Origin of the sequence: Halococcus morrhuae DSM 1307 (assembly GCF_000336695.1) — an archaeon.
Taxonomy (GTDB): domain Archaea; phylum Halobacteriota; class Halobacteria; order Halobacteriales; family Halococcaceae; genus Halococcus; species Halococcus morrhuae.
On sequence record NZ_AOMC01000158.1, the window covers coordinates 1 to 25,704 of the forward strand.

At 56.4% G+C, this 25,704-nt stretch carries 23 protein-coding genes; 9 read left to right on the top strand and 14 right to left on the bottom strand.

Features of this window, described 5'->3' with window-relative positions; translation table 11 throughout:
• Positions 1-89: 89 nt before the first annotated feature.
• The 7 genes from C448_RS14225 to C448_RS14250 all read right to left on the bottom strand — a co-directional run bounded on the left by C448_RS14225 (position 90) and on the right by C448_RS14250 (position 4,536).
• Positions 90-653: a peroxidase-related enzyme gene (locus C448_RS14225; protein ID WP_004055812.1), complete on the bottom strand. Its 564-nt coding sequence runs from the start codon at positions 651-653 to the stop codon at positions 90-92.
• 52 nt (positions 654-705) lie between these two features.
• The gene (locus C448_RS16405) at positions 706-846 is read right to left on the bottom strand and encodes a hypothetical protein (RefSeq protein ID WP_169316356.1); all 141 of its coding nucleotides are present in this window, start codon (positions 844-846) and stop codon (positions 706-708) included.
• 57 nt (positions 847-903) lie between these two features.
• On the bottom strand, positions 904-1,155 hold the full coding sequence (locus C448_RS14230; protein ID WP_004055813.1) for an MTH865 family protein: 252 nt from the start codon (positions 1,153-1,155) through the stop codon (positions 904-906).
• Between the two features lie 81 nt (positions 1,156-1,236).
• A complete protein-coding gene (locus C448_RS14235) occupies positions 1,237-2,013 on the bottom strand; it encodes an HAD-IIA family hydrolase (protein ID WP_004055814.1) in 777 nt (258 codons plus the stop codon).
• A gap of 680 nt (positions 2,014-2,693) precedes the next feature.
• On the bottom strand, positions 2,694-3,395 hold the full coding sequence (locus C448_RS16845) for a coiled-coil domain-containing protein (RefSeq protein ID WP_004055815.1): 702 nt from the start codon (positions 3,393-3,395) through the stop codon (positions 2,694-2,696).
• Between the two features lie 243 nt (positions 3,396-3,638).
• On the bottom strand, positions 3,639-3,986 hold the full coding sequence (locus C448_RS14245) for a hypothetical protein (protein ID WP_004055816.1): 348 nt from the start codon (positions 3,984-3,986) through the stop codon (positions 3,639-3,641).
• Positions 3,987-4,161: 175 nt separating this feature from the next.
• A complete protein-coding gene (locus C448_RS14250; RefSeq protein WP_004055817.1) occupies positions 4,162-4,536 on the bottom strand; it encodes a hypothetical protein in 375 nt (124 codons plus the stop codon).
• Positions 4,537-4,750: 214 nt separating this feature from the next.
• On the opposite strand from C448_RS14250, the gene C448_RS17120 reads away from it, so the two are divergent.
• Entirely contained in the window at positions 4,751-4,966 is a 216-nt protein-coding gene (locus C448_RS17120; RefSeq protein WP_160162796.1) for a winged helix-turn-helix transcriptional regulator, read from the top strand.
• Between the two features lie 89 nt (positions 4,967-5,055).
• Here the strand turns inward: C448_RS17120 and C448_RS14255 are convergent, their stop codons facing one another.
• Complete coding sequence (locus tag C448_RS14255; RefSeq protein ID WP_004055818.1) at positions 5,056-6,039, bottom strand: NAD-dependent epimerase/dehydratase family protein; 984 nt, start codon at positions 6,037-6,039, stop codon at positions 5,056-5,058.
• 104 nt (positions 6,040-6,143) lie between these two features.
• Between C448_RS14255 and C448_RS14260 the strand changes: the two genes are divergently transcribed.
• Positions 6,144-7,280 (top strand): glycosyltransferase family 4 protein, encoded by a 1,137-nt coding sequence (locus C448_RS14260; RefSeq protein WP_004055819.1) that lies wholly within the window; start codon positions 6,144-6,146, stop codon positions 7,278-7,280.
• A 44-nt stretch (positions 7,281-7,324) separates the two neighbouring features.
• Here C448_RS14260 and C448_RS14265 read toward each other — a convergent pair whose 3' ends face one another.
• The 4 genes from C448_RS14265 to C448_RS14280 form a co-directional block, all read right to left on the bottom strand.
• On the bottom strand, positions 7,325-11,281 hold the full coding sequence (locus C448_RS14265) for a S8 family serine peptidase (protein ID WP_239640590.1): 3,957 nt from the start codon (positions 11,279-11,281) through the stop codon (positions 7,325-7,327).
• A gap of 122 nt (positions 11,282-11,403) precedes the next feature.
• A complete protein-coding gene (locus tag C448_RS14270) occupies positions 11,404-12,864 on the bottom strand; it encodes a sulfatase (protein ID WP_004055821.1) in 1,461 nt (486 codons plus the stop codon).
• Positions 12,861-14,219 (bottom strand): sulfatase, encoded by a 1,359-nt coding sequence (locus C448_RS14275; RefSeq protein WP_338034755.1) that lies wholly within the window; start codon positions 14,217-14,219, stop codon positions 12,861-12,863. Before C448_RS14275 ends, C448_RS14270 begins: the two co-directional genes overlap by 4 nt.
• A 298-nt stretch (positions 14,220-14,517) precedes the next feature.
• Positions 14,518-15,606, bottom strand: a complete 1,089-nt coding sequence (locus tag C448_RS14280; protein WP_160162797.1) for a polysaccharide pyruvyl transferase family protein — start codon at positions 15,604-15,606, stop codon at positions 14,518-14,520.
• Between the two features lie 134 nt (positions 15,607-15,740).
• Between C448_RS14280 and C448_RS14285 the strand changes: the two genes are divergently transcribed.
• On the top strand, positions 15,741-16,679 hold the full coding sequence (locus C448_RS14285; protein WP_004055824.1) for a glycosyltransferase: 939 nt from the start codon (positions 15,741-15,743) through the stop codon (positions 16,677-16,679).
• A gap of 36 nt (positions 16,680-16,715) precedes the next feature.
• On the opposite strand, the gene C448_RS16040 is transcribed toward C448_RS14285, so the two are convergent.
• On the bottom strand, positions 16,716-17,306 hold the full coding sequence (locus tag C448_RS16040) for an alkaline phosphatase family protein (RefSeq protein ID WP_152415585.1): 591 nt from the start codon (positions 17,304-17,306) through the stop codon (positions 16,716-16,718).
• Positions 17,307-17,833: 527 nt separating this feature from the next.
• On the opposite strand from C448_RS16040, the gene C448_RS14295 reads away from it, so the two are divergent.
• Together C448_RS14295 and C448_RS14300 are read left to right on the top strand one after the other, a co-directional pair.
• Entirely contained in the window at positions 17,834-19,072 is a 1,239-nt protein-coding gene (locus tag C448_RS14295; RefSeq protein ID WP_275039135.1) for a CDP-glycerol glycerophosphotransferase family protein, read from the top strand.
• A 43-nt stretch (positions 19,073-19,115) separates the two neighbouring features.
• Positions 19,116-19,847, top strand: coding sequence for an NTP transferase domain-containing protein (locus C448_RS14300; protein WP_049916371.1), 732 nt, complete (start codon positions 19,116-19,118; stop codon positions 19,845-19,847).
• Between the two features lie 38 nt (positions 19,848-19,885).
• Here the strand turns inward: C448_RS14300 and C448_RS17125 are convergent, their stop codons facing one another.
• The gene (locus C448_RS17125; protein ID WP_049916372.1) at positions 19,886-20,806 is read right to left on the bottom strand and encodes an alkaline phosphatase family protein; all 921 of its coding nucleotides are present in this window, start codon (positions 20,804-20,806) and stop codon (positions 19,886-19,888) included.
• 123 nt (positions 20,807-20,929) lie between these two features.
• Here C448_RS17125 and C448_RS15725 point away from each other — a divergent pair, with 123 nt between their 5' ends.
• The 4 genes from C448_RS15725 to C448_RS14315 all read left to right on the top strand — a co-directional run bounded on the left by C448_RS15725 (position 20,930) and on the right by C448_RS14315 (position 25,570).
• Positions 20,930-22,054, top strand: a complete 1,125-nt coding sequence (locus C448_RS15725; protein ID WP_152415586.1) for a glycosyltransferase family 4 protein — start codon at positions 20,930-20,932, stop codon at positions 22,052-22,054.
• On the top strand, positions 22,051-23,301 hold the full coding sequence (locus C448_RS14310; protein WP_004055830.1) for an O-antigen ligase family protein: 1,251 nt from the start codon (positions 22,051-22,053) through the stop codon (positions 23,299-23,301). The genes C448_RS15725 and C448_RS14310 overlap by 4 nt, the downstream gene beginning before the upstream one ends.
• A 104-nt stretch (positions 23,302-23,405) precedes the next feature.
• The gene (locus tag C448_RS15730) at positions 23,406-23,942 is read left to right on the top strand and encodes a DUF4330 family protein (protein WP_152415587.1); all 537 of its coding nucleotides are present in this window, start codon (positions 23,406-23,408) and stop codon (positions 23,940-23,942) included.
• A 194-nt stretch (positions 23,943-24,136) separates the two neighbouring features.
• Positions 24,137-25,570 carry a hypothetical protein gene (locus C448_RS14315; protein ID WP_152415588.1) on the top strand — a complete coding sequence of 478 codons (1,434 nt, stop codon included), beginning with the start codon at positions 24,137-24,139 and terminating at the stop codon, positions 25,568-25,570.
• The last annotated feature ends 134 nt before the right edge of the window (positions 25,571-25,704 follow it).

Here is a 25,704-nt window from a genome sequence, read left to right on the forward strand (position 1 = left end):
AGATGTGTATAAGAGACAGGTGTCGGCCCGGAGTACGAGCCCGCGCCGACGGTCTGAGTTCGGTGCTGCTCCGACGCGTTCGGAGTCGATCAGCGCCCGAGCGTGTGGAACTCCTCGTTGGGACGCATGTCGGCGAAGTTCGCCATCCGGTTCGAGAGGTTGTAGTAGGCGGTGACGCTGGCGATATCCCACGCTGCCTCGTCGGAAAAGCCGACCTCGCGCAGGCGTTCGATGTCCTCGGAATCGACCTCGCCGGGCGAGTCGGTGAGTTTGACCGCGACGTCGAGCATCGTTCGGTGGGGCTCGGCAAGGTCGGCCGCGCGATGGTTGGCGGCGAGCTGGTCGGCGAGATACGGGTCGTCGGCGTAGATGCGAAGCAACGCACCGTGGGCGACGGTACAGTAATAACAGTCGTTGACGCCGCTGACGGTGACGATGAGCATCTCGATCTCCTCGCGTTCGAGGGCCGTCTGCTCGACCAGCGCGTCGTGATAGGCGAAAAACGCCCGGAAGTGCGAGGGGCGGTAGGCAAAGGCCGCAAAGACGTTCGGCGTAAAGCCCGCGTCCTCAGTTTCTGCTTCGATGCGTGCGCGCACGTCGTCGGGCAGCTCCTCGATATCGGGCACTGGGAACTCACCCATCGCGTCGCTCATGGTTGATGGGCGATAGGCGCGCGCTTAGGCTTTGTGGCGATCGTGGAGTAGTCTACGACCGGCTATCGAGCCAATGGTTGAGCACGAACAGGAGTCCGTAGCCGGCAAGACCGATGACGAACACCGTCGCGGGGATGACGAACGGCCCGAACGTCCGCACCAACGCTTCGACGAGCGCCGCCAACCCATCCATGTGCGGCGTTCGACCGCCGGCGAGTTAACTTCGACCATTCCGGGCGAGAGCGCCGCCTCAGATCTCGTCCTGTTCGTTGAGCTTCTCGATGACGTCGTCGACGAAGCTCTCTGGGCTCTCGTAGGGGAACTCCGCACCCGAGAGCTTCGTGTTGAGCTCCATCGCCGTCATCGAGAAATCGCCCGATTCGAATTTCGTCGACGGCCCGTTCGGCAGGGCCGGCACGAGATCCATCGGACTCGAAATCGGGTAGTCGGCCTCTTCGAACGCGTCGATCATCTGGCTTCTGAGTTCGTCTTCGTCTGCCATAGCCACCGATTGTTCAGCGACTGTCAGTAAAAGCGTTCGGGAACCGCGAACGGGTTGGTCGGGATTGCAACGAGCGCTTCGCTACAGCACCGTCTCGATATCGCCCAGTGAATCGAGGACGTGATCGGGCGTGACGTCGCTCGTGGCGAGCGTATCGTCATCGGTCGTGCCGGTGCGAACGAGCATGGTCTCTAAGCCACCGCGTGCGCCCATCGCGATATCGGTGTCGAGGCGATCGCCGACGACGAGACAGTTCTCGGGGGCGGCGTCGAATGTTGAGAGCGCAGCGGTGAGTGCGTGGTCTGCGGGTTTGCCAACGATGACGTCGGGCTCGCGCTCGGCGACGCCCGCGATGGCACGGATGATGGCTCCCGACCCGGGGACGGCCCCGTTTGCGGTCGGGATCGTCACGTCGGGGTCGGTGCCGACGAAGGCCGCACCCGCGCCGAGTGCATGGAGGCCGTCGGTCATGTCGTCGTACTCGAAATCGCGAGCGTAGGAGGCGACGAGCACCTCGGCGGTCTCGGGGTCGTCGGTCAGCGTGAGGCCGGCGTGGGCGAGCTGTGCGTGCAATCCCGGTGCTCCGATGAGGAACAGTCGGTCATCGGCGTGTTCGGCAGCGAGATAGTCGGCGGTGACGGTGCCCGCTGACTGGATTTCGGCGGGCGATACGGTGAGGTCCATCTCGGCGAGGCGGTCGGCAAACTCTACCTGGGATTTCGTGGGATTGTTCGAGAAGAAACAAAGGTCGTACTCGGCGTTCCGGAGCGCTTGGATTCCCTGACGAGCACCCGGGATCGGCGCGTCGCCGCGATAGACGGTGCCGTCAAGATCGACGATCGCTCCACGAGAAGGCATACAGTCGATAGGAGTTCGGGTGGGTAAATCCCGTCGATATCGGGTTGGGTACTAGTCGTTAGTCGTCGTGGTCACGCAGTTTGTCGTATCGGTGGCATGAGAGAGTGCCGGAAGCTGTCTTCACGGGCAGATACATACACACTCGTAGTTCTTCTGGATGAGACATTGCGTTTCCGAACACCACGATAGATAGTGGTGGTTGTTTCGACGATATCGGCCCCTAGCAATAATATCATTATCGATAGTTTGAGAATTGATTTGGGTGATGATTTCTGAGTAGAATTGCGTTTTGAACCCTCTATTTAGATTCTGTCGCTCACGATCCAATGAGTCAGTGCAGCGATTACTGTTCATGTGACTGCGGAGGTCGTCGAATACGTGAACTGCAAGTGATGTCGAATCTCGGCTCGCCGAAATCTGTCTCATACAGACTGCGGGATGGAGGTTCGGTGAATCGGTGAGCAGCGTGCGAACGATCGCTGCGCTGTTCTGATCGGAGACACCGTCACTGACAGCTGTCGTCAGCACTCGACTCAGCCGAGGTGTCTCCTATTGCAGCTGTGAGGCTGTCTGAGGCGGTATACCCAGCAGTAGACGACCGATGCATACACTACATTCGTGTGTGAGAGTATCGTTCCTGTTTGTGATCTAGTAGTTGGCAGGCGGGTCTCTGACGTGGCTCATGTTGTGGCCGCTGACGACGCCCGACAGTCACGACGCTCCGGTTGGGATTCGACCAGCATCTTTCCATGCCGAGTATGGTCGGTAAACTCGATGTCGCCTTTGGAGAGCTCATCGAGAGCGTTAGCAGCGCGATAGACCTGCCGCCACGCGAGTCGTTCGTCGGTTGCGGTACACAGCAGCTCCTTGAGACCGTCTTTCAGCACACGGCCGTTCGGTGTCTTTTTCGACCACTCGCGCCAGTGCTCGAAGATGACGACCGCACGCTCGATGGATGGAGTCACGTTGATGCTCACCTCCTCGGTTTCTAGCTTTGCAACGCGCTCGATCGGGGTGAGTGCAGGACGGCCGGGCGTGCTCTCGCCGTCGGTATGCTCGCCCTGTGTAGCTGATCGGTCTTCCAAATCGGCGAGTTGCTCTTCGAGGTCAACGATATCCTCAAGGAGATAGCCGTCTTTTTCCTCGGCTTTCGCGACGCGCTCTTGCAGTTGGTCTTGTGAGTCGCGAAGCTCGTGATTTTCGCGGGCGAGAGCATGACAGTCCTCGCGATGGTGATCTCGAAGCTCGTCGATGTCGTCTTGGAGTCGTTCGTTCTCGGCTTCGAGTGTCTCGACACGGTCGAACAGCTGGGCGATCAACTCGGACGATGCGTGTTCGGTCGGGCCGGTTGGTTCGGTGCCGGTAGCTCTGTCGGCGGTCATGGATAAACGGGGATTTCGATTGCGGGAGTGGGATTGCCACACCCAGTTTGGGTGGTGCGTTAGCGGGCGATGCGTGGCCGCGTGAAGCGATTGAGATGAGAAGTGATCATCCGCGAGGGATCGCAAGCGAGCGGCCGTCGTGGCTCCGGTAGGCTGGCGCGGTCGTCGCTCCGTGGAGCCGGACTATTGGATATCGCAAGCGGCGAGAGCCGGCTGATATCGCTGTGACATCGAACACAGCAGTCATGGATCGTCACCCGTCTTGGGATCGTACTCGTCGAGTACCGCGACGTTACACAGTGTCAGGGTGTGTGACTGACGGGCAACATCGGCGGTAAGGGCGAGCCGCGCTTCGGCTATCCACTCAGAACAGCCACAGGTGGGATGTTCGATCAAGCGACGGTCACAGTCTCGACAGTAGAGGCGCGCGACGGACACCAGCTGCTCACCGGCGCGGCGGTAAGCGTAGACAGTGATTGCACTCCCTTCACGGAGTGCGGTCTTACAGCGCTGACAGAGCGCCGTTTCACCGACTCCGACGCTCCACCCGGTGAGGGTCTGTTCGATCGCATCGATCCCAGCGACAGTCATTCGTCATCGCTCCTGATCGAACCAGAAAGCGTGGTTCGAGCAGTCGTGGTATCGTGGGTGAACGATCCGGTCCGCCCGCAGACCTCACACTCGTAGCTCTCGTAGGCAGTGCCGTTCTCTGGGTGAGATTGAGTGATGATCGTGAGAGCGTACGATCCACACGTACACTGAAGGGTCATCGTCGCTCCCCCTGTTCATGAGATTCAGCATACGAGACGGCTGTCAGCACACGCTCCGGACTGTTGTGATGGAGCCAGCGACCGTTCTCGAATGCGCGCTCGATATCGACGTCCCGGTAGTTCGCGGCGGCGAGCTGTGAGCGAACGACGTCCTCGTTGGAGACATCGAGGATGAACAGCGGGATATCGCCGTCGTAGCGCTGGCCGTGCGGCGTCTGTTCGAAACACTCACAGAAGATCACCGTCGCGTCATCACAGGCGACCGGCGTGGCGGTATCGAGCGTGAGCGTTTGCTTGGATTGTGGATGATCGGTGGTCGATGCGACTCGTCGGTCGGCAGTTTCAAGACTGCCGTGTGTCTCTATGGACATGGGCTGGTCGATTCAGTACGGACTGCCCACGTGGTCGGTGGTCTGAACACCGGCCACAGATTCTGTGGCTACGTGGGAGTCCTAGTAGTGTATGCGAGAGTCGCCTACTTAAGAGTTTACAAAATATAGAGGTTGATGTGAAGCATTTTCTGTGAAGGGTATAAAACAACGCACACCATATGTTCTTGTAGGTGCACTAGCTATGGCTTCTACAATGGAACCGCGGCTGAACGAGACGGATCGTGCAATCATTCGTGAAATACGTGACAACGGTCGAGCGACAACGACACTGGTCGCAAACGTAGTAGATGTTTCACGCCCTTACGTTTCAGATCGAATTACACGAATGCGCGAACATGGTTTTCTGACCGAGGTCGCGCCAAATCTCTATGACGTTACTGAGAAAGGGCGTAATACGCTCGATAAGTAGGATATTGAATACTATTAGCGATATTCTGCTTCCAGCCGTGATTGATCAGCGTAGATTGGTTTTGGAGTTCTACGACGGGTAAGGGACTGCTACGAAGAGCGAACGAGCGGTTCGTACCACTCGCGGTTCTTTCGATACCAGTCGATGAACTCCCCAACGCCGCTACGGATGTCCTCGGTCGGTTCGTAGCCAAGCACGTCGCCGGCCTTGCTCACGTCGGCGTGGGTGTGTTCGGCGTCGCCGGCCTGGCGCTCGCCGTGTTCGATGGAGAGATCGGGAGCGATCTCGTCACGGATAACTTCCGCGAGCGTCCGGATGTCGACGTTGTCCGTGCTACCGATGTTCAGCACCTCGCCATCGGCGGCGTCGGTTTCGAGGAGTTTCGCGTTCGCGCGAACGATGTCGGCGATATAGGTGAAATCCCGAGTCTGTGAGCCATCGCCGTAGACAACGGGTGGTTCGTCGTTCATACACCGCGAGACGAAATTCGAGATAGCCATGTTCGGACGCATCCGCGGCCCATAGACGGTGAAATAGCGAAGTGCGACCGTCGGAACGTCGTAGAGATCACCGTAGACACGAACGTAGCTCTCGGCGGCGAGTTTCGAGACCCCGTAGGGACTCACTGGCGTCGTCGGATGTTCCTCGTCGTAGGGGAGATAGCTTGGTTTGCCATAGACCGACGACGAGCTCGCGAAGACGACGCGTTCGGTAGGCGAGTCCCGGGCGGCATCGAGCACGTTGAGCGTGCCCTCGACGTTGATGTCGTCGACCCGGCGAGGATTCTTGACGCTGGTGCGAACGCCGGCCTGTGCGGCCTGATGGAAGACGAACTGCGCGTCGGCCACGAGATCGGCCACGAGATCGGCATCCCGGACATCGCCCTCGACGAGTTCATAGCTCCCGTCACCGTTGTCGGCCGCCTGACGCGCGACATCGATGGTCCGGCGTTTGATGTCAGTATCGTAGAACGGATCGAGATTATCGAGTACGACGACATCGCGACCCGCGCTGACGAACGAGGCTGCGAGGTGGCCGCCGATGAAGCCCGCGCCACCGGTGACGAGTATCATTTACTCGAAGAAATCGGAGGATTGGGTAAAGCGTACCGGAATCGTCCGGTTGCATCGGTTGCGCATCGAATCGCTTTTGAGCCGTCTGATTGCAGGGCCGGTAGATGCGTATCTTGCGAATCGCCCAGAAGACCTACCCGGAGGTCGTCGGCGGCGGCACCTACCACGTCCACGCGATGAGTCGCGACCAGGCCGCGATGGGCCACGACGTGACGGTGCTCACGGTCGGCAACGGAACGCGACCGCGCCGCGAGGAACGTGCCGGCTACACCGTGGTCCGCAGACCCACGACTGCCGAAGCATTTGGTAACAGTCTCTCGGCGGGCGTCGCACGTTTTCTCCATGGAGCCGACGACTACGACGTGATGCACGCCCACTCGCATCTCTATTTCTCCACCAATCTTGCAGCGCTCAAACGACGGTTCGATTCGATCCCGCTCGCGATCACGAACCACGGCCTCTACTCGCAGTCGGCCCCCGAGTGGGTCTTTCGCTGGTATCTCCGCACGCTTGGACGCGCGACGTTCAACAGCGCCGATGCAGTGTTCTGCTACACCGAGACCGACGCCAATCGACTCGGCGAGTTCGGCGTCAATGCACCAATTCATGTGGTGCCGAACGGCATCGACACCGAGCGCTTCTCGCACGAGGGCGACGAAAGCAAACGTATTGCGGGCGATCCTGCGGTCCTGTTCGTCGGTCGATTGGTCGAGGGCAAGCGACCGGGCGATGCGCTGTCGGCGATTGAACGGGTCCAAGAGACCCATCCTGAGGCTCGGCTTCACCTCGCCGGCAAGGGATCACTGCGGACGGACCTCAAACGACGCGTCGCCGAACGCGGACTCGACGATGCGGTAGCGTTTCTCGGTGAGGTCCCCCACGAGGAGATGCCGAAGCTCTACCGCGGGGCCGACCTCTTCGTCCTTCCAAGTCGTGCCGAAGGGCTTCCACGGACGGTGTTGGAGGCGCTTGCGTCGGGAACGCCGGCCGTCACGAGCGACCTCGCACAATTGGTCCCGATGGTCGAAGAAGCAGGAACCACCGTCCCCGTCGGAGACTGGAAGGGATTTGCCGACGCGCTCGACGAACTGGCCTCGTCACCGGAACATCGCGAAGCATACGGCGAGCGTGGACGGGAGCTGGTAGTCACTGAGCATGCATGGAGCGACACGGTGGCACGGACGACGAATCAGTTGGAAGCGCTCTGCGAAGACCATCGGCAACCCGTCCGGATCAGTTGACCCCTGTGACTCCAGAGTAGCGGAGTCAACCGTCCACAGCCGACTCAATCGTCACTGACGGCCTGTTCTGTGGCACTTGCTTCCGCTGTCGCCGAACCGCTGATAGTGGTATAGGTATCGATCGCCTCACCATAGGCGCTGTACGCGTTGACTCGCCTTCCGTTGTGTTTGACTCGTTCGGTACCACGTACCCCATTGAACACCGCCCAGTCAGTCTCTTTGTCCTCGTTGAACCAACACCACATATCGACGCCGTGATTCTCGAAGTACTCAAGCGCGTCACGAATCCACTGTCCCTTGCGCCGTGGGTCGTGGCCAACACTCACCCTTGAGGATGAGGCAAACTCCGCGACGCAGATGGGCTTGTTCGAGAGATTGGAAAGTCGATCGAGCATGCCGCCGTAGATGCTGTTCGGCGAGTCCCAGCTTGACCAGCTCTTGCTGCGACCCCAGTTGTAGCCATCGAGCCCCAGCCAGTCGACATATCGGTTCCCCGGATACATCTGTTCAGCCCTGTAGGAGGTGACGTCTTCAGCGTTGACACACCACATCCACTGGAGGTCGTCGCCGATGCCCTGCCGGTCGAATCGGTTGTGGACGTGACGCCACATTCTGCCGTAGCTTCGAGGGTTGGAATTGCCGACGGCCGGGGACCAGGGATACCAGTCGCCGTTCATTTCGTGAGCGAGTCGGAGATACGCCTGTCGGTCGCCGGATTCCGAGAGGGCGTTCCGTAGTCGGCCCGCCCAGCGGTCGATGTATCGGTCGTAGTCGCCGTTGCCGATGCGGATTTCGATGTCGTTCGGCGTGGTGTCGGCGAGACTCTCGATATAAGCGTCGTACTCGTTTCGTTCGACAAGCGACTGCGTATCGACTGAGGCGGTTCGTGCACCGGGTGTGTACGGCTCCCAGGTGATGAGTGGCGTTCGGCCGGCGTTCCAGATCTTCGGGAGAGTTCGCTCGAACAGCCAGTTCATGTGGCCTTCGTCGGGGTTCCACGGGACGAACAGATTCTGGACGGCGTAGTTGGTGTTCTGCCACTCAGCCATACGATCGATGGTGTCGAAGTTGGCATCACTGAGACCGTTGTGAATGCCGGAAGCTGGTAGTGATAGGTCGATCAAATCATCGTCGAGATAGACGTTCGCATTCCCATCAACATCGAGATTACGCAGTGTTCCTGAGAAGCCATATGCATCACAACCCGAGCCTCCAACAGCACCAGACGCGGATGACCCCGATACACGATCCTTGCCACCGATACCTTGCCGAGAGTCAGCATGACCAGTGGTAGAGAACTCGTAGCTCGAATACGAATTGTTTGCCTCGAATACCAGCGTATGTTCGAGCCCCGTATCGATGGGCTGATCATCGAGATAAACATCAGCGTCCCCATCAACGGTGAGATCGGTGATAGTCCCCGAAAACCCGTAGATGTCCTTTCCGTCGCCGCCGACCGCCCCCGTTGCAGACGATCCGGAAATGGTATCTTTCCCGCCAATGCCCTGCTGGACGCCAATACGGTCCGTTACAGAAAAGTCGTAGCTGGAATACGAACCAGACCCATCGATGGCCAGCGTATGCCCTAGACCAGTATCGAGCAATTCGCCGTTAACGTAGACATCGACATCCCCGTCAATTGATAGGTCGTGTAGTTCGCCGGCAAAGGCGTAGTTGTCCCGACCGTCACCACTGATCGCGCCCGTCGCACGCCCGGCCTCGACGTCAACGCTGTCGACACCACCAGTTCCTTCAGCGGTGGCGATTCCACCGCTGGTCGAAAACTCGTACTGTGCGTACGGTCCCGTCGCCTCGACTGTCAGTGTCTCCGGCAAAAATTTCTGCATGGCGACTTTCGTGCCATTGCGATACAGTTGGACATTACCATCGAGATACAGTTCGGTCACCTCGCCGGCGAAACTGTAGCTGTCGAGACCACCGCCACCACCTTGGCCCCGTGCGGTGGTACCCGAGAGGTCGTCGTTGTCGTCGATCGATGCTCCCATTGCCGTGCTCTTTTCGAGCGCCTCGCTCGTCGAGAGCCGATAGGAGTATCGGCCACCGGTGCTCGTGATCGTCACCACGTCGCGGTTCGTCTCGACTGATTTCCCGTCGACGGTGATACTTGCGTTGCCATCGACATCGAGACTCTGCAACTCACCGGAGAAGCCGTAGACGTCTCGCCCGTTGCCGCTGAGCGCTCCGCTCGCCGACGATCCCGAAATTCTGTCCACGCCGCCAAGACCCTGCCGGGAGGTAATTCCACCACTCACCGAGAACTCGTAGCTCGAATACGACCCATTGGCTTCGACCACCAGCGTATGCTCATGGCTCGCGTCGAGTTTCTCGCCGTCGAGGTAGACGCTCGCAGTTCCGTCCACGGTCAGAGAGGTAATACTGCCCGAGAAGCCGTAGCTGTCCGTCCCGCTGCCGCTGAGCGCTCCGCTCGCCGACGACCCCGAAACGCTATCACTACCGCCGGTGCCGTACCGCGGCTCGACCTCCCCTATCGTCGAAAAGTCGTAGCTCGAATACGACCCCTCGGCCGCAACCGTCAGCGTGTGCTCGTGGCCCATCGCGACCCGATCGCCGTCGATGTACACGCTCGCATCTCCGTCCACCTCCAGATCCGTCACGATCCCCGAAAACCCATACATATCCGTTCCGCTTCCCCCGACTGCACCGGTTGCGGTCGGCCCTGAAATGCTATCTATCCCACCGATACCAGAACTAGTTCCGATGTCTCCGCTCACTGTAATAGTGTAACTAGAATACGAATCGTTGGCTACTATCGAGATCGTGTTCGAATATTCTCCACTAAGTGCCGATTTTGCATCAACCTTTCCGGCCCCCTGTTCTTTATTAGACAACACGGTGCTCGTGGCCGTGTTTTTCAAGCGCTCATGTAGCTCTGTGTTCGAGAGCTTCGCTTGTGAGAGAGCCAGTGCCGCGATACCCGATACGACTGGTGCTGCCATCGAAGTGCCCGAGAGCGTCGCATAACCGTTGTCGGTCCACGTTGAGAGCAGGTTCGTTCCGGGCGCAGCGAGTTCGATTTCCGGACCCCTGCTCGAATAGGAAGCGAGACTATCATCAGGATCAAGCGCCGAGACGGCTATACACTCGTCGTAGGCGGCTGGATAGTCGACCGATCCACCATCATTGCCTGCCGCGGCGACGAGCAATACACCTTTTTCATGGGCATAGGAGACTGCCTTCTGGAGCGTCTCGGTGAATCCACCACCGAGCGAGAGATTGATGATGTCTGCACCGTTGTCCGCAGCCCACTGAATGCCGTCAGCAATATCGGCAGTGTACCCCGTTTCGGACTTGTCGAGTGTGCGGACGCTAAGCAGTGTAGCATTGCTAATACCTGCGACACCAGTATTGTTATCGGTCCCGGCAGCCACAATGCCGGCGACGTGTGTGCCGTGCTGTTCGTCGGAAAGCGTGTCGGGATACGGATCGTCGTCGTTATCGACGAAATCGTGTCCATATCCGTCCGCAACGTTTGCTTCGAGATCCGGGTGGTCGTATTTGATACCTTGATCGACGACTGCAACAATCACGTCGCTCTCACCAAGCGTGGTCTCCCATGCTGCTGGCGCGTTCACCATTTCCGGTGCATACTGGTCGCCGAAGCGGGGATCGTTCGGAACAGCGAGCGTCTCATAGACAGCGTTCCGCTCGGCGTACTCAACACCTCGACGCGAGGCGACAGTGCTCGCGACGCTGGCCGTTGCGCTTGCCGAGGACCGATCAGGTAGTTCGGCTCTGACATAGCCCAGTGTGTCATTCTCGTCGATGATCCGAGCCTCGGACGGCAGCGCCTGCTGGGCAGTTTGGCGTGCGTTCGCGGTCGGAGCGACACCAACGAGCAGCTCGTTTTGTTTCTCGTTCGATTGTTGGGCGAGCGCGTTTTCCGCCGATCCGGACAAGATTCCCACGGTCCCCGCGACTTTCAAGAATTCTCGCCTGTCGAAAGACGATGTCCCTGACATAGTTTAAGCGAACAGGCACACACAATAACTGTTTTCATTTTTAGAATTAACAGCAAGAAGATAGATATTGTATCGAGAGTAAGGGAGTGGTAGCGTCGAGAATCGTATCGGCTTGGTCAAGGCTATTGTAGGTAGCCGAGGTCTTCGAGGCGGGCTTCCGTCGCGTCAGTCATCGAAACCTCGCCTGACGTATCGGCATGTTCGAACGTATCGAGCCACTCGTCGAGCGTAGTTTCAAGCGTATCAACTCGTTCAGAGCGTTCAGTCGTGAGATTCGTGGCCTCTTCAGGATCATGTCGCAGTTCGTAGAACTTCCGTGTGCCGTCCGATCCGCGAATCAGTTTCTCGTCGTCGGTCCGAATGGCGCGGAGCGAGCGGTCGAACCGTTCGAGATCGTCCGTAAGTATCCCAACCCGCTCGCGGAGCGCGTCCATCGAAGGCTGCGGAGCCATGTACTCAGCAATGGCGTACTCGCGTGGGGGAGTCTCCACTTCGGGATGGAACGACTGGCCTTGAGAGGCATCACGCAGCGTAGGGGCATCAATGTCGGCAGCGTCGAGCAGCGTCGGCGCGAGGTCAGTGAGTTGCACGAGGTCGTCGACCTGTCCAGTCTCGAACCCCGGTCCGTGGATGATGAGCGGTACGTGAAGCAGCGTCTCATGGAGGGAATACTGGGGGTCCATCAGACCGTGGTCGCCGATGTTCTCGCCGTGGTCGCCCGTCACGACGAATACGGTATCTTCGAACTCGCCAGCGGCTTCGAGGTGGCGTCTGAGCTCGCCGAGGCGTCGATCGAGATAAGCCAGTTCCGCCAGGTAAAGGGCACGTAGGATGTCGAACTGTCGGTCGGTGAGGTCGACAGTACCGGCAATATAACCCCACGCATCCTGTGGGACAGCCATCGCCTCCTCGTAGGAGACGTCTGCAGGCAGGAATCGCTCGACGATGGACTCGGGTGGGCGGTATTCGAGATGGGGTTCGAGGTAGTTGACAAAGCAGAAAAACGGCTCATCGTCGTTGCGGTCGGCAAGCCACTCTCGAATCCACTCGTTGGTCCGTTTGGCTCCATCGTCGGTTCGCTTGCGAAAGAACTGGCCGTAGATCGCGTTGGCGACGTTGATCGCAGGGTTGCCCTCGGCAAGACGGGTAGCGAGCGCGCGCATCATCTCCGCACCCTGTTTCGTGCGCGCGATCTCGCCGAGGTCGATATCGGTCTGAACGTACTGCCACGTCTTATAGAGGGTATCGAATCCGCGGGCAAAGCCGAACTCCTCGGAGATCCACGTGTTGTTCGAGACAGCGATCGTCTCGTAGCCCCCATCCTGGAAGGCTTCAGCAAGGGTTGGCAGTCCCTCGTCGAGATGTTTGTGGCCCGCATGTGCGCCGTGTTTCGAGGGGTAGGTGCCGGTAAATAACGAGGCGTGGGAGGGGAGTGTCCACGGCGCGCTGGCGACGGTCTCGGTGTATTCAGTACCTGTCTGGGCGAGGCGATCGAGCTCGGGGAGGAAGTCGTAGCGCTCGTGGACGGTCTCGCGGGCGCGGGCAGTGTCCATCACGACGAGGACGATGTTTGGCCGGCTCATTCCTGGTATCCGAGAGCCTGAAGCCGCTCCTCGACGCCGGGTTGGGCTTCGATGTTCGGGATCGTGATATCCGCGGAAGTGTTCTCGATCGTCTCAAATCGTGCCTCAAGCTGGCGTTCAAATTCCGTGACAACGTCGGGATTGGCGTCGGCAACGTTCTCGGTCTCCTCGGAATCACCGTCGAGATCATACAGTAGTTTTTGATCTGTTTTACCGTCGTAGAGGAACTTCCAGCGCTCGGTCCGGAATCCGAAGCGAAGCGCTGACTCGCCACGGATTTCCTTTTCCGTGACTATCGAGTCGAATTCAGGTGATTCGTCGTTTCGGAGCAGTGGAAGAAGCGACTCACCGGCCATGCGGCGTTCCATCTCCCTGGAGAGGGTTGCGTCAGCGAGATTGAGCGCCGTAGGTAAGATATCGACACAGCGAACGAGATCATCCACTTGTCGAGGCTGGTCGATCTCGGAACCATCAGGGAACGACATCATGAGCGGGACATGCGTGAGTTCGTCGTAGGGGAGATTGCTGTGGCCGTAGTCGTCGTGTTCGTAGAACTCGTCGCCGTGATCGCCAACGATGACGACGAGCGTATCGTCGAGCTGACCACGCCAATCGAGCCGAGCGAGGAACTTCCCGAGTTCGGTGTCGAAGTATTCGACCTCCTTTCGGTAGTTCGTGTGTAGTTCGTCGTGTTCGTCTGTGGTAATCTCGTGTGGAGAGTTGACCGCTGCCTTTCGCCAGAGCTGCTCGGCGCGGAACTTGTTTCGGTAGGTGAACTCCCCGCCAGGGAGATACGGCCCGTGAACGTCCATGTATTGCGTCCAGAGGAACCACGGCTCTGGAGCTGCGTCGGTCCATTTCGCGAGCCGTTCGTTCACCCGTGGAGAGGGCATGTACGGTGTCCGTCGTAGCACGCGAACGAACTTGTTCGCATACCGAAGGGCGTCGTCGGGCGCGTGTTCGAGCAACCCATCGCTTTTAAAGGGAAGTATGTTCTCCTCGAAGGTGTCGAATCCCTTGTCGAAGTTCCGTAGCCGTGAGACGTTCGGATTCGAGTGGATCGCACCGGTAGCGTAGCCATTGTCGTGAAACTGCTCGGCGATGGTCGGTTGTTCGTCCTCGATATACCAGTGACCGCCGTATTCGAGCGGATAGCGCCCGGTAAGCATCGCTGTCATCGCGGGAGCCGTGCTGATACCCTGTGAGTGGCAATTTTCAAAGACGACTGATTCGCTGGCAAGGCGGTCAAGCGTCGGCGTGTCGTATGATTTATCGCCAAAGACAGCATCGTAGCGGAGCGAATCGACCACTAAAAAGAGGGTCGTGTCGCAAAGCGGTCTAGACTTCGGTAGCAACTGACTCCCCTCAGGAAGGGGTTGTCTCTGGTGTCCAAACCGAGACCACCCCANAAAAAGAGTTTCCGCATCGGGCGTGGAAGAGGACAGTTACGCAACCGCTATTCGGATCGTTTTGAACTTCCGAGTCCGTTTCACTTCCGTGATTACCTCCCGCTGAAACCTGGATGGTTTCACTCTCGAATCAATCGCACGAACGAATTTTCGACACAAAAGTTCGTAGCATTGTACCTCCTCGCGTCTACGAAGAAAATCGTTAATTCTGCTGGGTCACTATATGAGTATCTGAGGGATTCGGCTAGTAGTCTTGTTCATTGATTGCAGTCGTTATTTCTTTCGCAAGCGATTGTATCTCTGCTCGTTTGTCCGTCACTTCCGCTTGTAGTTTCTGGCGAGCATCATCCGACGTTCTGATTTTCTCGAATCGGTCCACTAGCCAGTTGATCGTTAGTTGATGAAACCGGGTATGATATTCAGTCATGTTGATAGATTCGACGAAATCATCGTTCTTCGGCTGGTATCCAAGCGAGACGAACGGGGTGAAACTACACGCCGCGAGGATGCTTGCATGAAGTCGTTCACCAATGACTATATCACAGTCGGATATTTCATCGATAGCTGCTCTCACATCGACATGTGAGCAGTAATCCCTGAACTCTGCATTAGGTATCTTCTTAGACAATTTCGCATGGAGAGGGATGTCAATCGGCCGGAACGGTAGAAATACGAACTCGTATTCATCCGAATGTTCTCGACAGAATTTCTCTATAACCTGAATATATTCCGTATCGTCCGTCCATTTGAGAACACTTTTTGCTGAGCGAAGCGTAACAGCTACTCTATTACTTTTCTGATGATTGTATTCGGAAGGTTCCAACAGCAGCGCTGTATCTCCGACAACCTGACTATCGATACCGTATCTGCTGAGGATTTCTTTCGATCGAGGTCCTCGTACACCTAAATAGTCAAAACGTTGAACTGGGGTGTATCTGTCCTCTGTTACATACTTGCGATCCATCATAACCGAGTCGGATAAGGACGCAATTTGGTTTGCTATGTGTTGGGTATATTTATTCCCTATTAAGAACGCTATGTCGTTTTTCTCTAGATAATATTCAATATCAATCGACGCAAACGGTTGATTGCGGAAGTCTGGATCTTCGACACCGACACCGATGGCTGCGACTAACTCATCCGAACCATGCTCGATTGCTTGCCGTGGAAGGACGGTGCCGCCGCCATAAAGTTGGATTAATGAATCGTCATAGTAGTCTCTGTTTACCAGTTCAAAATCAGCAAATATCTTCTCATTAGCCAAATATAATGCTTCATCGCCGATGTTGTTGTTTCCCAACCAACCGGAGTAAGCGGCGATTTCAGTCATCATCAGTGAAATATATACCCACTCCACATAGTGGTTTCTACATACACACGAGGCCCTATCGATATATCTCACGTACGGAATCATATAGTCTGTTCATATCGACGGTTTTAGGCCGTCAGCACCACCCCACTACGAAAATGAATACGACAGACGAACCCGCGGCGGGCGAGCCGACCCTTTCGGTAATTATTCCTGTCTATAACGACTTGGACGGAATTCGATTAACGCTCGAATCTGTCACCGGACAGACCTATCCCACAGATGAATACGAGGTTCTCGCCGTGGATAACGGCTCTACCGATAGTACCCGTGATATCATCGAAACCTATTGTGAGCGCTACCCAGATCTCGTCACGCTACTTGTCGAGGACGAGATTCAGGGATCATACGCCGCTCGTAACGAGGGAATTCGAAACGCACGTGGGTCGATCATCGCGTTCATTGACGCGGATATGACTGTTCGTGCAGACTGGCTCGAATCGCTCGTGGCCTCACACCGCGAGCACGGTTGGGATTACGCCGGCTGTGAGATGGCGATGTACACAGAGCACGAGACGTGGACAGCGCGGTACGATACTTTCCTTCGTGGATTCCCCGTCGAGCGATACCTCCACGAACGGAACTTCGTGCAAACTGGCTGTCTGACGACCACAAAGGAAGTCTTCGACGCCGTTGGTCTCTTCGACGCGCGGATTGCTTCCCACGGCGATGAGGAGTTCGGCAAACGCGTCCACGAGGCAGGCTTCAACCAGCATTTCGAGTCGTCGATTACGATGTACCACCCGGCGCGCGAAGCGCTGCGACCGTGGCTGAAAAAGCAATTCCGCATCGGTCGAGGTGCGGTCGAACTCCAGCGCTACCATCCTGAGAACGCCGAGAGCGCACATCCGCTCCATCCGCGACAATTCCTACCGCTGCAGCCACGGGATTTCTATGCGCGACTCACCGATGCCACCGATCCGACACCCCGAGAGACGGGGATATTCTATGCACTCGATTACGCAAGCAAACTCGCACGCGCCGCGGGCAGCCTCTACGAACAGTACTGTACGACTCCACACGAATCGACCAACTGAGCGGCCAAAAATGAATGCCGGCAACACAGGTAGAGGCTATTCGGCGTAGCCAAGGTCGCGGAGTCGTTCACGAACCACCGCCTCGTCGGCGTCGGTCGCTGCGATGTCGTCGGGTTGTTCGAGGCTCGGTTCGTGTGTCTCTGTATCAACCGCGTCGGTTTCGACCCACGGGACCTCACGCACGCACGGCAGCAGCAGGTCAGAGGGGTGACCCCAGAGACCGAGCTCGCCGGCGGCGTGACCGTGGTCGGCTGTGATGACTACCCGCTCAGCGTCAATGTTCTCTAACAGCAGCGTGACGTCATCAAGGACGTATCGCAGGTTGTCGCGGTAGGCCTGCCAGACACGCTCGCGCGGGACCGTATAGCCGGTCAGCGACCAAAGATTGCCGAACCCTTCTCGCCCAAACGAATCGACGCTGCCGTAGGTGCCGAGTTCCGGGTCCGGGACGAACGGGTCATGTGGCTGCATGTAGTGGACGACCATTCTGTCCATACCTTTGCCGCGCTGTCGCCACGTCCTGACTGCACGGTCGGTGAGCGCGCGGGCCGGAATGGTGTTGCGGTCCTCGTCCCACGCATACCGCCAGACTTCATCGAAGACTCTGAATTCCGAACCGTCAAACATTCGTGAAAAGGGGTTTCCGGTCACGTACGCGGTCCGGGCTGTTTCTTTCGGATGATCGTTATCGAAGTTTCGTTCCATCCAATCAGGAGATTTGCTTCCAAGAGAGCGGAACGTATCGATCCCCGTGACGAAGTCGTACTCGTTGGCAACCTCGTGCATGATGTCGACGCGCATGTCGTCAAGGATGAGCATCACATCCCAATCACGGCTATATATGGATTCACCAGGGTTCCCACGGTGCTGGACGTACTGGCGATTCAGCTGGACGAAGAAATCCTGCCAGGCGTTCGTCACCCCGTGTTGGGCTCCGTCAAGACCGTTCTTTCGGTACTCTTTCCATGTCTCTTGAACTGACTCACGGAGCCAGCGTAGCGGTGGGGTTTCCATACAACGCGACTCTGTTCTATCGTTCAATATTCTTTCGATGCTCCTATACTGTTACTACCGATATTCTTCGATCGATGGATCTCACGAGAGGAACCGCCGTGTCGGTGGACGACAGCTGGCTGTCGAGTCTATTCTCTGTGATGAGAGCGATACACTCGCGGGTACGGATTGTAGTGACGTTCCTGTTGCTCGGAGTGCTGTTCATTTGCTCGTTGGTCTGGCCGCGAAACGAGAGGCTCTGGATGTTCGGGGCACGCGGCGGCGAAGCCTTTCTCGACAACTCGAAGCATCTCTATCTCCACGCTCTCGAATCGTGTCCGAATGTGCGGCCGGTCTGGCTCGCAAAAGATGACGAATTGGTCGCGGAACTCCAGTCACATGGCTACGAGGCTTATCATGCCTACTCGACTCGTGGAATCTTTCTCAACCTCCGGGCCGAACTGGTGTTCGTTAGTCATGGCGTCGCGGACGTGAATCGGTGGTGCTGTGGCGGGGCGACAGTGGTCTGTCTCTGGCACGGAGTCGCGTTGAAACAGCTCGGATGGGATCATGCCTACGGAACCGAGAGCCGCTGGTGGCGGTTCGTTCAGCGCTGTAAGCGCACCATCACGGATCGGTATAGCTACTTCACGGTAACGAGCGAGGCGATGGTCGAACCGTTTGTCTCAGCATTCGATCTCAATCCCAAGCAAGTCGTTGTTACTGGCTACCCGCGAAACGATGCACTCGTTGACGACGGGACAGTCCCTGGTCTCTCGGCTGACGAAAGCGTTCGTGAAACGCTCGCGGCACTACCTGTCGAAAGTGATGTACTTCTCTATCTACCGACGTATCATGCGGCGACCGAACAGTACGTCCTCGACCATATCGACCTTCCTACCCTTGACGAATTCCTGCTCGGAATCGATGCCTACCTGCTGGTGAAGCTCCATCCGAGCGAACGCCTCGATACTGACTTCACAGCGTTCGACCGCCTCATACCGCTGCCGGGAACCGCGGATGCCTACTCGATTCTTCCCAAGACCGATGCGCTGATTACAGATTATTCCTCGGTGTATTTCGATTACCTGCTCCTCGACAAGCCTATCGTGTTCTACCCGTTCGATTTGGACGATTATCGCTCGAAGCGTGGGTTCTACCTCGATTACGAGGCAGTCACACCCGGACCGATTGCGAGTGACTTCGACGAACTGTGTTCGTCTATCGAAACCGTCCTCGATAACGACGAGCACGCTGCCGAGCGAAAAGCAGTGCGAGAACGGTTCATGCAGCCGTCGAGCGTGAACCGTTCGACTGCTATTGTCCAGCGGTTCTCCTCTTCTGGAGAGCGAGGGATTCCTACGTCCGATCACGACGAGATAGCGCGACCGTCGGAGTGAGTCTGATAGAAATCCCTATCCGGTGGGCCTCGTTTGAGGCTGCATGGAAGCGATCGTGCTGGCAGCCGGTGAAGGATCGAGAATGGGTGATCGAACCGCCGAACTACCGAAACTTTTCTTGGAGGTCGGTGGTCGCCCGCTATATGAGCACCAACTCACCCGTCTCGCCCCACACTGTGACCGCATTACCGTCGTCCTCGGCCACGGGTTCGACGACGGTACCGCTCCGGAATCGGTCTTCGACACTAGCAAGATCGCTGCGGACACCGATGTGGAATTTATGGTTATCGACGAGTGGGCGACGACCGAGAACAGCTACACGGCGCACTCCGCGCTCGAACGTATTGACGACGAGGACGTATTGCTGGTGTGTGGCGACGTGGTGTTCACGCAGTCGGTCATCGACGAGCTCGTACAGACCTACGAGAACGGCCTCCGTGACGATGGATTCAGCGGTGTCGGTGTGGTTGAGGGGGTCCAAGACGAGATGACCGCCGTGCGCTGGGACGATGAGGACGTCATCACCGACTACGGAGCCATCAAGGGACATCAGGAAGTTGGATTGTTCGTGCTCAACGCTGCTCATCGAGACCAAGCAATGGAGATCCTCGGCGGCCAGGACAACGACTGGTTCCCGATCGTCTTTGAGAACGTTCCCTCGAAACCGATTCGCGTCGACGAGAATGAACGTCATGAGATAAACACGCCGGCTCACCTCCGTGCCGCGCAGGACAAATGGAGCGCCCGAGCCGAGCACTCGATTCCGGAGCGATAATCTGCCAAATCGACATATTTCGAGCGGAAAGAACCGACTCACTCGGCGTAGCCGAGTTGCTCCAACCGATCTGCAACGATGTCTTGGTCAACCGTCTCCGACTGATTTTCTGATTTGCCGATTCGCACCTTTCGTCGTGGTCCGCTTTCGTGGACTAGCCACGGAACGTGGATCAACTCCGTGGTGTAGATACCGCGAGGATGGCCCCATTCACGTATCAGCAGCGGGAACGCACGCTCGCCGACCATGTTCCCGTGATCGGCCGTAATGATGGTTTTTCCATCGATGTTCTCCAGCAGAGTCTCGACGTGTGGCAGCACGCGTTCCAAGTTCGCCTCGTAGATGTTCCAGATGTCCTCGCGTTCGATGTCGAGCGTTCCGAAGAGCAACTGATTCCAGACGTTCTCGCGCTGTGGCCCGGCGAGATGATCCTTGTCGAAGTCGGTCTCCGACTCGATGAATGGGTAGTGGGGCTGCATGTAGTGGATCACGAGGCGTTTGTTCGGATATTCTTCGGCGGTACGCAGCGCGTACTCGGTGACGGTCTCGGGGAGGACAGTTCCGTATTCTTCGTCCCAACCCTCCTCACGCCAGACGTCAACCACGTCATGAAATTCGACATCTATCGCTTCTCGATTGTGGTAGAGCTGTGGGTTGGCGGTCACGTACACGGTGTCTCGGAGATCGCGGCCGTCAAGGTTTGCAGTGAGGAACTCTGTAGTCGCTGATCCCTTCGATTCTCGCTGTTCAAGTCGTCCCGGCAACCCTGAACAGCGCGCAAACATATCGTATCGACACGCATCGAGGATGCAGAGTGTATCCCAATCCTCTGCGAAAACATTGACGCCGTCAGTATTGTGCTCACGCTGGCCAAATCGGCGATGGTAGAGGCGATTTATTTGACGGCAAAAGAGCATTGGATTGTCAAGTGCCCGACGCAACCGTGAACGGGTGTTCATACGCTCGCGTTGCGTGGAGGGCGAATGAGGTTTGTGGTTGGTTCGGAACTATGTTGAGACTTGCCACTGATGACGGCAAACGAATGAAAGATATATTACCGAGTGTGGGAAACCTCGTTTATAATGGCTGAACTATCGCCCTCCATTCTGCTTGATGCCAGCCCGCTTGGAGGCGGTGTCTCCGGTGCTGGCCGATATGCATTCGAACTCCTTGATGCGCTGTTGCCTATGGCTGATGGGTTTCGGTTCGAGATAATCGCCCCGCCAGCTGACAGTCGAAATTGGGACATCACTCATTGGGAGCAACAAGGAAACGTCAAGATAACGTCGGCCGACATCAGAGGTGTCGGACCACGACGTCAACTATACTTTCTCAGGCACTCGTTCGAGTACGACCTGTTCCATTCACTCTCGTCGTATCTTCCACTTTTCGTCAAAGGTTCCTCCCTTGTCACTATTCACGATCTGAAATACGTTCATTTCCCTTCTTACTTTCGAGGCTTAGGAATACTCAAACACCGCTATATCACAACCATGATACGACGGAGCGTTCGATCCGCCGACCACGTACTTACTGTCTCGAATCACGCTCGCTCCGATATTGTTGCAGAGTTTGGTGTTGACGAGGAACAGATAACTGTCATTCCACACGGCCCAGGTGGGACACAAACTGAGACAAATGATTCGCCGCCAGTTGATGGTTCGTTTCTTTTTTTCGTCGGGTCACTTCGACCGCATAAAAATCTTGACACTCTCGTGGACGCATACATTGAACTGCGTGCTCGAACCGACCAAACGGCCGCGAAGCTAGTTATCGCTGGCGCAGAGTACGGCGACAGTCTCACAGAACTACGAGAGCAGATACCCAGTTCGTACCGAGACGATGTCGAATTTCTTGGTCGCGTTGACGACGAGACGCTGGCTACGCTGTACGAACACGCTACTGTATTCGTTTATCCCTCGTTGTACGAAGGGTTTGGTCTACCACCACTCGAAGCAATGGCACACGGGACGCCTGTTATCGCCTCCGACCGAACATCCATTCCAGAAGTCGTCGGCGATGCTGGTGTCTATATTGACCCGACAAATAAAAGTGATCTCACCGATGCGTTAGAGCGCGTGTTGACTTCCGACTCGCTGCGAAATCATTTGCGTGAGCAAGGCCGGCAGCGCTACAAGGAGTTTTCATGGAACCGAACAGCTCGTGAAACGTTGACTGTCTATGAGCGAATATTGTCCGACACATGATGAAGAAACCTCAAACTGATGTCTTATGGACTGGATTAATCATTCTTGCGGCATCACTCACCCTCTCTGGGTTTGTTCCCGATATAATCGGATACACACTCGTTGCTTTCGTTTATCTAGCATTTGTCGGTGTATTCATTGCCACCGACCGCTTCGCGATCGTCTACCACTGGACGATTATTCCCATGGTACTGTTGATCTGGGGGGTGTTCGTCCTTACAACAATGCTTGATCCGACTACGGCGGGCATGCTTCGCCTCGGCGCATTCACCGTGATTACTGGCATAAACTTGTTCGTTGTTCCGGCAGTCATCAACCGAGCAGTATTCCACGATGTGCTGGCCTGTACCGCGGGAGCGTTCGTCCTTATTGGTTTGCCAACAGTGTTGCTCGGGAGCTACGAAATCGCCGGACTCACGATTACGTCATGGGATACAACACAGACACTTGCTGGAGTCGTCTTACACACCCCGGTGTCAATTTTTGACAATCCAAATTATCTCTCCGGCTTCGCTGCAATAGGGGTAGTCGCTTCTGGGGCAATGTTCGTCCGATCGCGGCGACTGCTTGCCGTCGGAGCTTTCGGATTGAACACGCTCGGCGTCGTCCTCGCTGGCGGACGGGCGGCGCTGCTTGCACTTGTCGCCGCCGGCGGACTGTATATTGTTTACCGTCTTTTCGGCCGAACTGCAATGGCTGGACTCGTGGCGTTCGGTGCATTTGGGGTGGTAATCGGATTCGCAATGGTGTTTGCAATTATACCCGGTCCGGACGTTATTGCACAGGTCAACCTCGGCGACCGTCGTGCCACGTGGTCCGCGGCATATGAAGCAGTACGCAGTCGCCCCTTGCTCGGCTGGGGGCCGGGCAATGACGCCGAACTGCTGGCTGGATATTTACACAATTCAGTTGACGTAACGACCACTCACAATAGCTATATCCGGATGTTTCTCATCAGTGGCGTCCTCGGTGGTGGGGCTTATCTCGTGCTCACGATCAATACCCTCGTTATTGGGATTCGAAATGCGCGCTCCGAAACAGTGTTCACAATCCTTCTGCTGGTGGCATTTCTCATTTTGCAGCTCTTTGCAGGTATGACTATTTTCGGCCTCAGTCTGCTCTCAATGCTCGGAGCGCTGTTTGTTGGTTACGTACAGTCTTCAGCACCGGCCTCGAAAATCGTGAACGTCACGGAAGCCCGGCGGCGGATCGTCGGCTATGCCCGAAATGGACTTGGCGTGAACTGACCCGAGAATAGCGACCGACTGATGAGCTACTGTCAACGGGTTTGTATCGCTATACTTTTATCCTTCTCCCATCCGCTTTCACCAAGGACTCGCTTCTGGAATCCATGAAAGTTATCGACGATAAAGGGAGACTGTTTGGGATTGTCAATGTCATCGATGCGGTTGGAATTGTACTCATCATCGCTTTGATTGTCTCAGCAGGTGCGGTCGTCATTGCGACATCGTCTACTGATGATGGATCTCAGAACTCTGCGAATGAATCAGGAAATGCCACTGAAAACACCGCTCCGATGATGAACCAGACGACAAGCATGGTCCGATTCCAACTGATTGACGATGCACCATATGTCGTAAATGGGATCGACAAGGGCCCGGTCCCGAGCAACGAGGACATCGTGTCTGTGCTGGGTTCCTCGCAGACGACGCCTGTTCCAACAGGGACTAACAACACGACATCCAACGCAAGTCTTCGACTTCGAGTTAATGTCACCACACAGCAGGGAACTGCACACTTCAAGGACGAACGGCTTTATATTGGTTCACAGTTCCGACTTGATCTCGGCAATGTTGTTGTGGATGCTATCGTAACGGATTTTGAAGTGAACAACCGAACAGCCGTAGCTGGGCAAAAGCTGACATGACCGAAACATCGGATACGACAGCATCGAGTGGTCGCCTTCAACGGTGGATCAACGGTTCGTGGTTGGTGCGAATACTGATCTTCAATTACGATCGTATATCAGCCCGTTTCATTCACTCGCCTATCGGTCAAGGTTGGCGAACGACGCGTCGTTCCCTCCCAAATTCACGATTATATCGCTGGTTGACTGCCGATGTGAGTACGACCTCGACGATCGGCTCGTATTCGTATCATCTACGGATGTGGTTGTCCATCTTGCTCGTCGCGTTCGTCGTCGGAGTTATCGCTACCACTCATCTCTTTTCGCCATGGATCGGCGTCATCGCGCTCACTCTCGGTGTGTCGTTGTTTGGTCTCCGCCAGTATTGGCGTGGCAACCTATTGCTTGCGCTGTTGGCCGCGGGGTACTTGCTTCGTCTTGCGATTATCGTTCTTAATTCGCAGTTGGGGGTGTTGACACAGCCAGATATCTCTGTCTTTCATCACGAGCGATCGGCAGCACTCGCAGGTGGATGGTTGGAGGGACAGTTTACTGTACCGCTGAGTGAACTCGCGCCAGCAAGAGATACAAGCCTGATGCGGACAGTTGTTGCGTATCTTCATGCACCGTTCTACGTTCTTTTGGGCTCATGGCGGGTTGCCGGTGAACTTGGGACAGCTTTCTACGGGACCATTATAGGCTATATGACATACATTGTCTCAACGCAGATCACGACGCGCCGGAACTCGATCTTCGCGGCGGGTGCAGTCGTGTTCTGGCCATCTATCGTCTATCGTTCCGTCGTCATACAGCGTGAGGTCCTCGTTGCACTTGCGATGCTGATGATGGTATGGATCTCTCTCCGCTTCACACAGCCGAATCAGTTGTACGAACGGGCCCCTGAAGACGATGTTTGGCAAATTACACACTGGACGAAACGCCTCCCGATGGGTGACATCGTCCTCTTGTTCGTAGCCATGGTAGTACTCTACGTCATGCGGCCGGAAAACCTCGCAGTAGCGGGTGTTACTCTCGTAGTTGCCTTCACACTCAGAAACCGACACGTTCCGTGGCGTTTCGTCGTGGTTGGGGGACTCTTACTACCCATCCTTGGATATTTTGCCCTCAACTTCGGTGATTTCGTCGGTGGACAGACAGCGTTGACGCCAGCAGGACTTGATGGATACGCCCATGCTCGCGCCCATGGCGGGAGCACGTATCTTGCGGATCTTCACTACCGTTCGTGGCTCGATATTCTTCTCTATGCCCCGGTAAAGGTTGTCTATTTCTTATTCTCACCACTTCCATGGGATGTAAACGGCTTTACTAACTTCCTCGCTGGTGTCAGCGGTTGGGCGCTATTTATTGCAACTGCGTTCACCGGACGCGGGTTTACCATGCTCCGTGACCATTCCGAGAAACGGGCTATCATCGCCACTTACGCCGTCAGTGGCATCCTCGCCTATTCCATCATCGAGATGAACGCTGGGGCAGCGTTTCGACGGCGAATCCAGTTTGTTCCGGTTATCCTGATTCTTGCTGCTATCGCGCTTTCGAGCATTTCATTTCACGATCGGTCTGCTACGGCTGAGATGGACGCTGTGAGTCCGTCGGATTCAGAAAATAGTATAACCACGGCCGAGAATTGATTCCCATGACCAATCGACCTGACGATCCCTCAAACGTCCTCTTTTTGGTCGCGTCGCAAAGTCCTCTAGACTTTGCCTCTGGTAGCCTCAACTGTGAGGTCACAGCTCATGGTTGTTTTGGTTGATCGGTTGAG

Bases quoted from the DNA above. Each gene is read 5' to 3' on its own strand.
- C448_RS14225 (WP_004055812.1), bottom strand. From the start codon at position 653: ATGAGCGACGCGATGGGTGAGTTCCCAGTGCCCGATATCGAGGAGCTG.
- C448_RS16405 (WP_169316356.1), bottom strand. From the start codon at position 846: ATGGATGGGTTGGCGGCGCTCGTCGAAGCGTTGGTGCGGACGTTCGGG.
- C448_RS14230 (WP_004055813.1), bottom strand. From the start codon at position 1,155: ATGGCAGACGAAGACGAACTCAGAAGCCAGATGATCGACGCGTTCGAA.
- C448_RS14235 (WP_004055814.1), bottom strand. From the start codon at position 2,013: ATGCCTTCTCGTGGAGCGATCGTCGATCTTGACGGCACCGTCTATCGC.
- C448_RS16845 (WP_004055815.1), bottom strand. From the start codon at position 3,395: ATGACCGCCGACAGAGCTACCGGCACCGAACCAACCGGCCCGACCGAA.
- C448_RS14245 (WP_004055816.1), bottom strand. From the start codon at position 3,986: ATGACTGTCGCTGGGATCGATGCGATCGAACAGACCCTCACCGGGTGG.
- C448_RS14250 (WP_004055817.1), bottom strand. From the start codon at position 4,536: ATGTCCATAGAGACACACGGCAGTCTTGAAACTGCCGACCGACGAGTC.
- C448_RS17120 (WP_160162796.1), top strand. From the start codon at position 4,751: ATGGAACCGCGGCTGAACGAGACGGATCGTGCAATCATTCGTGAAATA.
- C448_RS14255 (WP_004055818.1), bottom strand. From the start codon at position 6,039: ATGATACTCGTCACCGGTGGCGCGGGCTTCATCGGCGGCCACCTCGCA.
- C448_RS14260 (WP_004055819.1), top strand. From the start codon at position 6,144: ATGCGTATCTTGCGAATCGCCCAGAAGACCTACCCGGAGGTCGTCGGC.
- C448_RS14265 (WP_239640590.1), bottom strand. From the start codon at position 11,281: ATGTCAGGGACATCGTCTTTCGACAGGCGAGAATTCTTGAAAGTCGCG.
- C448_RS14270 (WP_004055821.1), bottom strand. From the start codon at position 12,864: ATGAGCCGGCCAAACATCGTCCTCGTCGTGATGGACACTGCCCGCGCC.
- C448_RS14280 (WP_160162797.1), bottom strand. From the start codon at position 15,606: ATGATGACTGAAATCGCCGCTTACTCCGGTTGGTTGGGAAACAACAAC.
- C448_RS14285 (WP_004055824.1), top strand. From the start codon at position 15,741: ATGAATACGACAGACGAACCCGCGGCGGGCGAGCCGACCCTTTCGGTA.
- C448_RS16040 (WP_152415585.1), bottom strand. From the start codon at position 17,306: ATGTTTGACGGTTCGGAATTCAGAGTCTTCGATGAAGTCTGGCGGTAT.
- C448_RS14295 (WP_275039135.1), top strand. From the start codon at position 17,834: ATGAGAGCGATACACTCGCGGGTACGGATTGTAGTGACGTTCCTGTTG.
- C448_RS14300 (WP_049916371.1), top strand. From the start codon at position 19,116: ATGGAAGCGATCGTGCTGGCAGCCGGTGAAGGATCGAGAATGGGTGAT.
- C448_RS17125 (WP_049916372.1), bottom strand. From the start codon at position 20,806: ATGAACACCCGTTCACGGTTGCGTCGGGCACTTGACAATCCAATGCTC.
- C448_RS15725 (WP_152415586.1), top strand. From the start codon at position 20,930: ATGGCTGAACTATCGCCCTCCATTCTGCTTGATGCCAGCCCGCTTGGA.
- C448_RS14310 (WP_004055830.1), top strand. From the start codon at position 22,051: ATGATGAAGAAACCTCAAACTGATGTCTTATGGACTGGATTAATCATT.
- C448_RS15730 (WP_152415587.1), top strand. From the start codon at position 23,406: ATGAAAGTTATCGACGATAAAGGGAGACTGTTTGGGATTGTCAATGTC.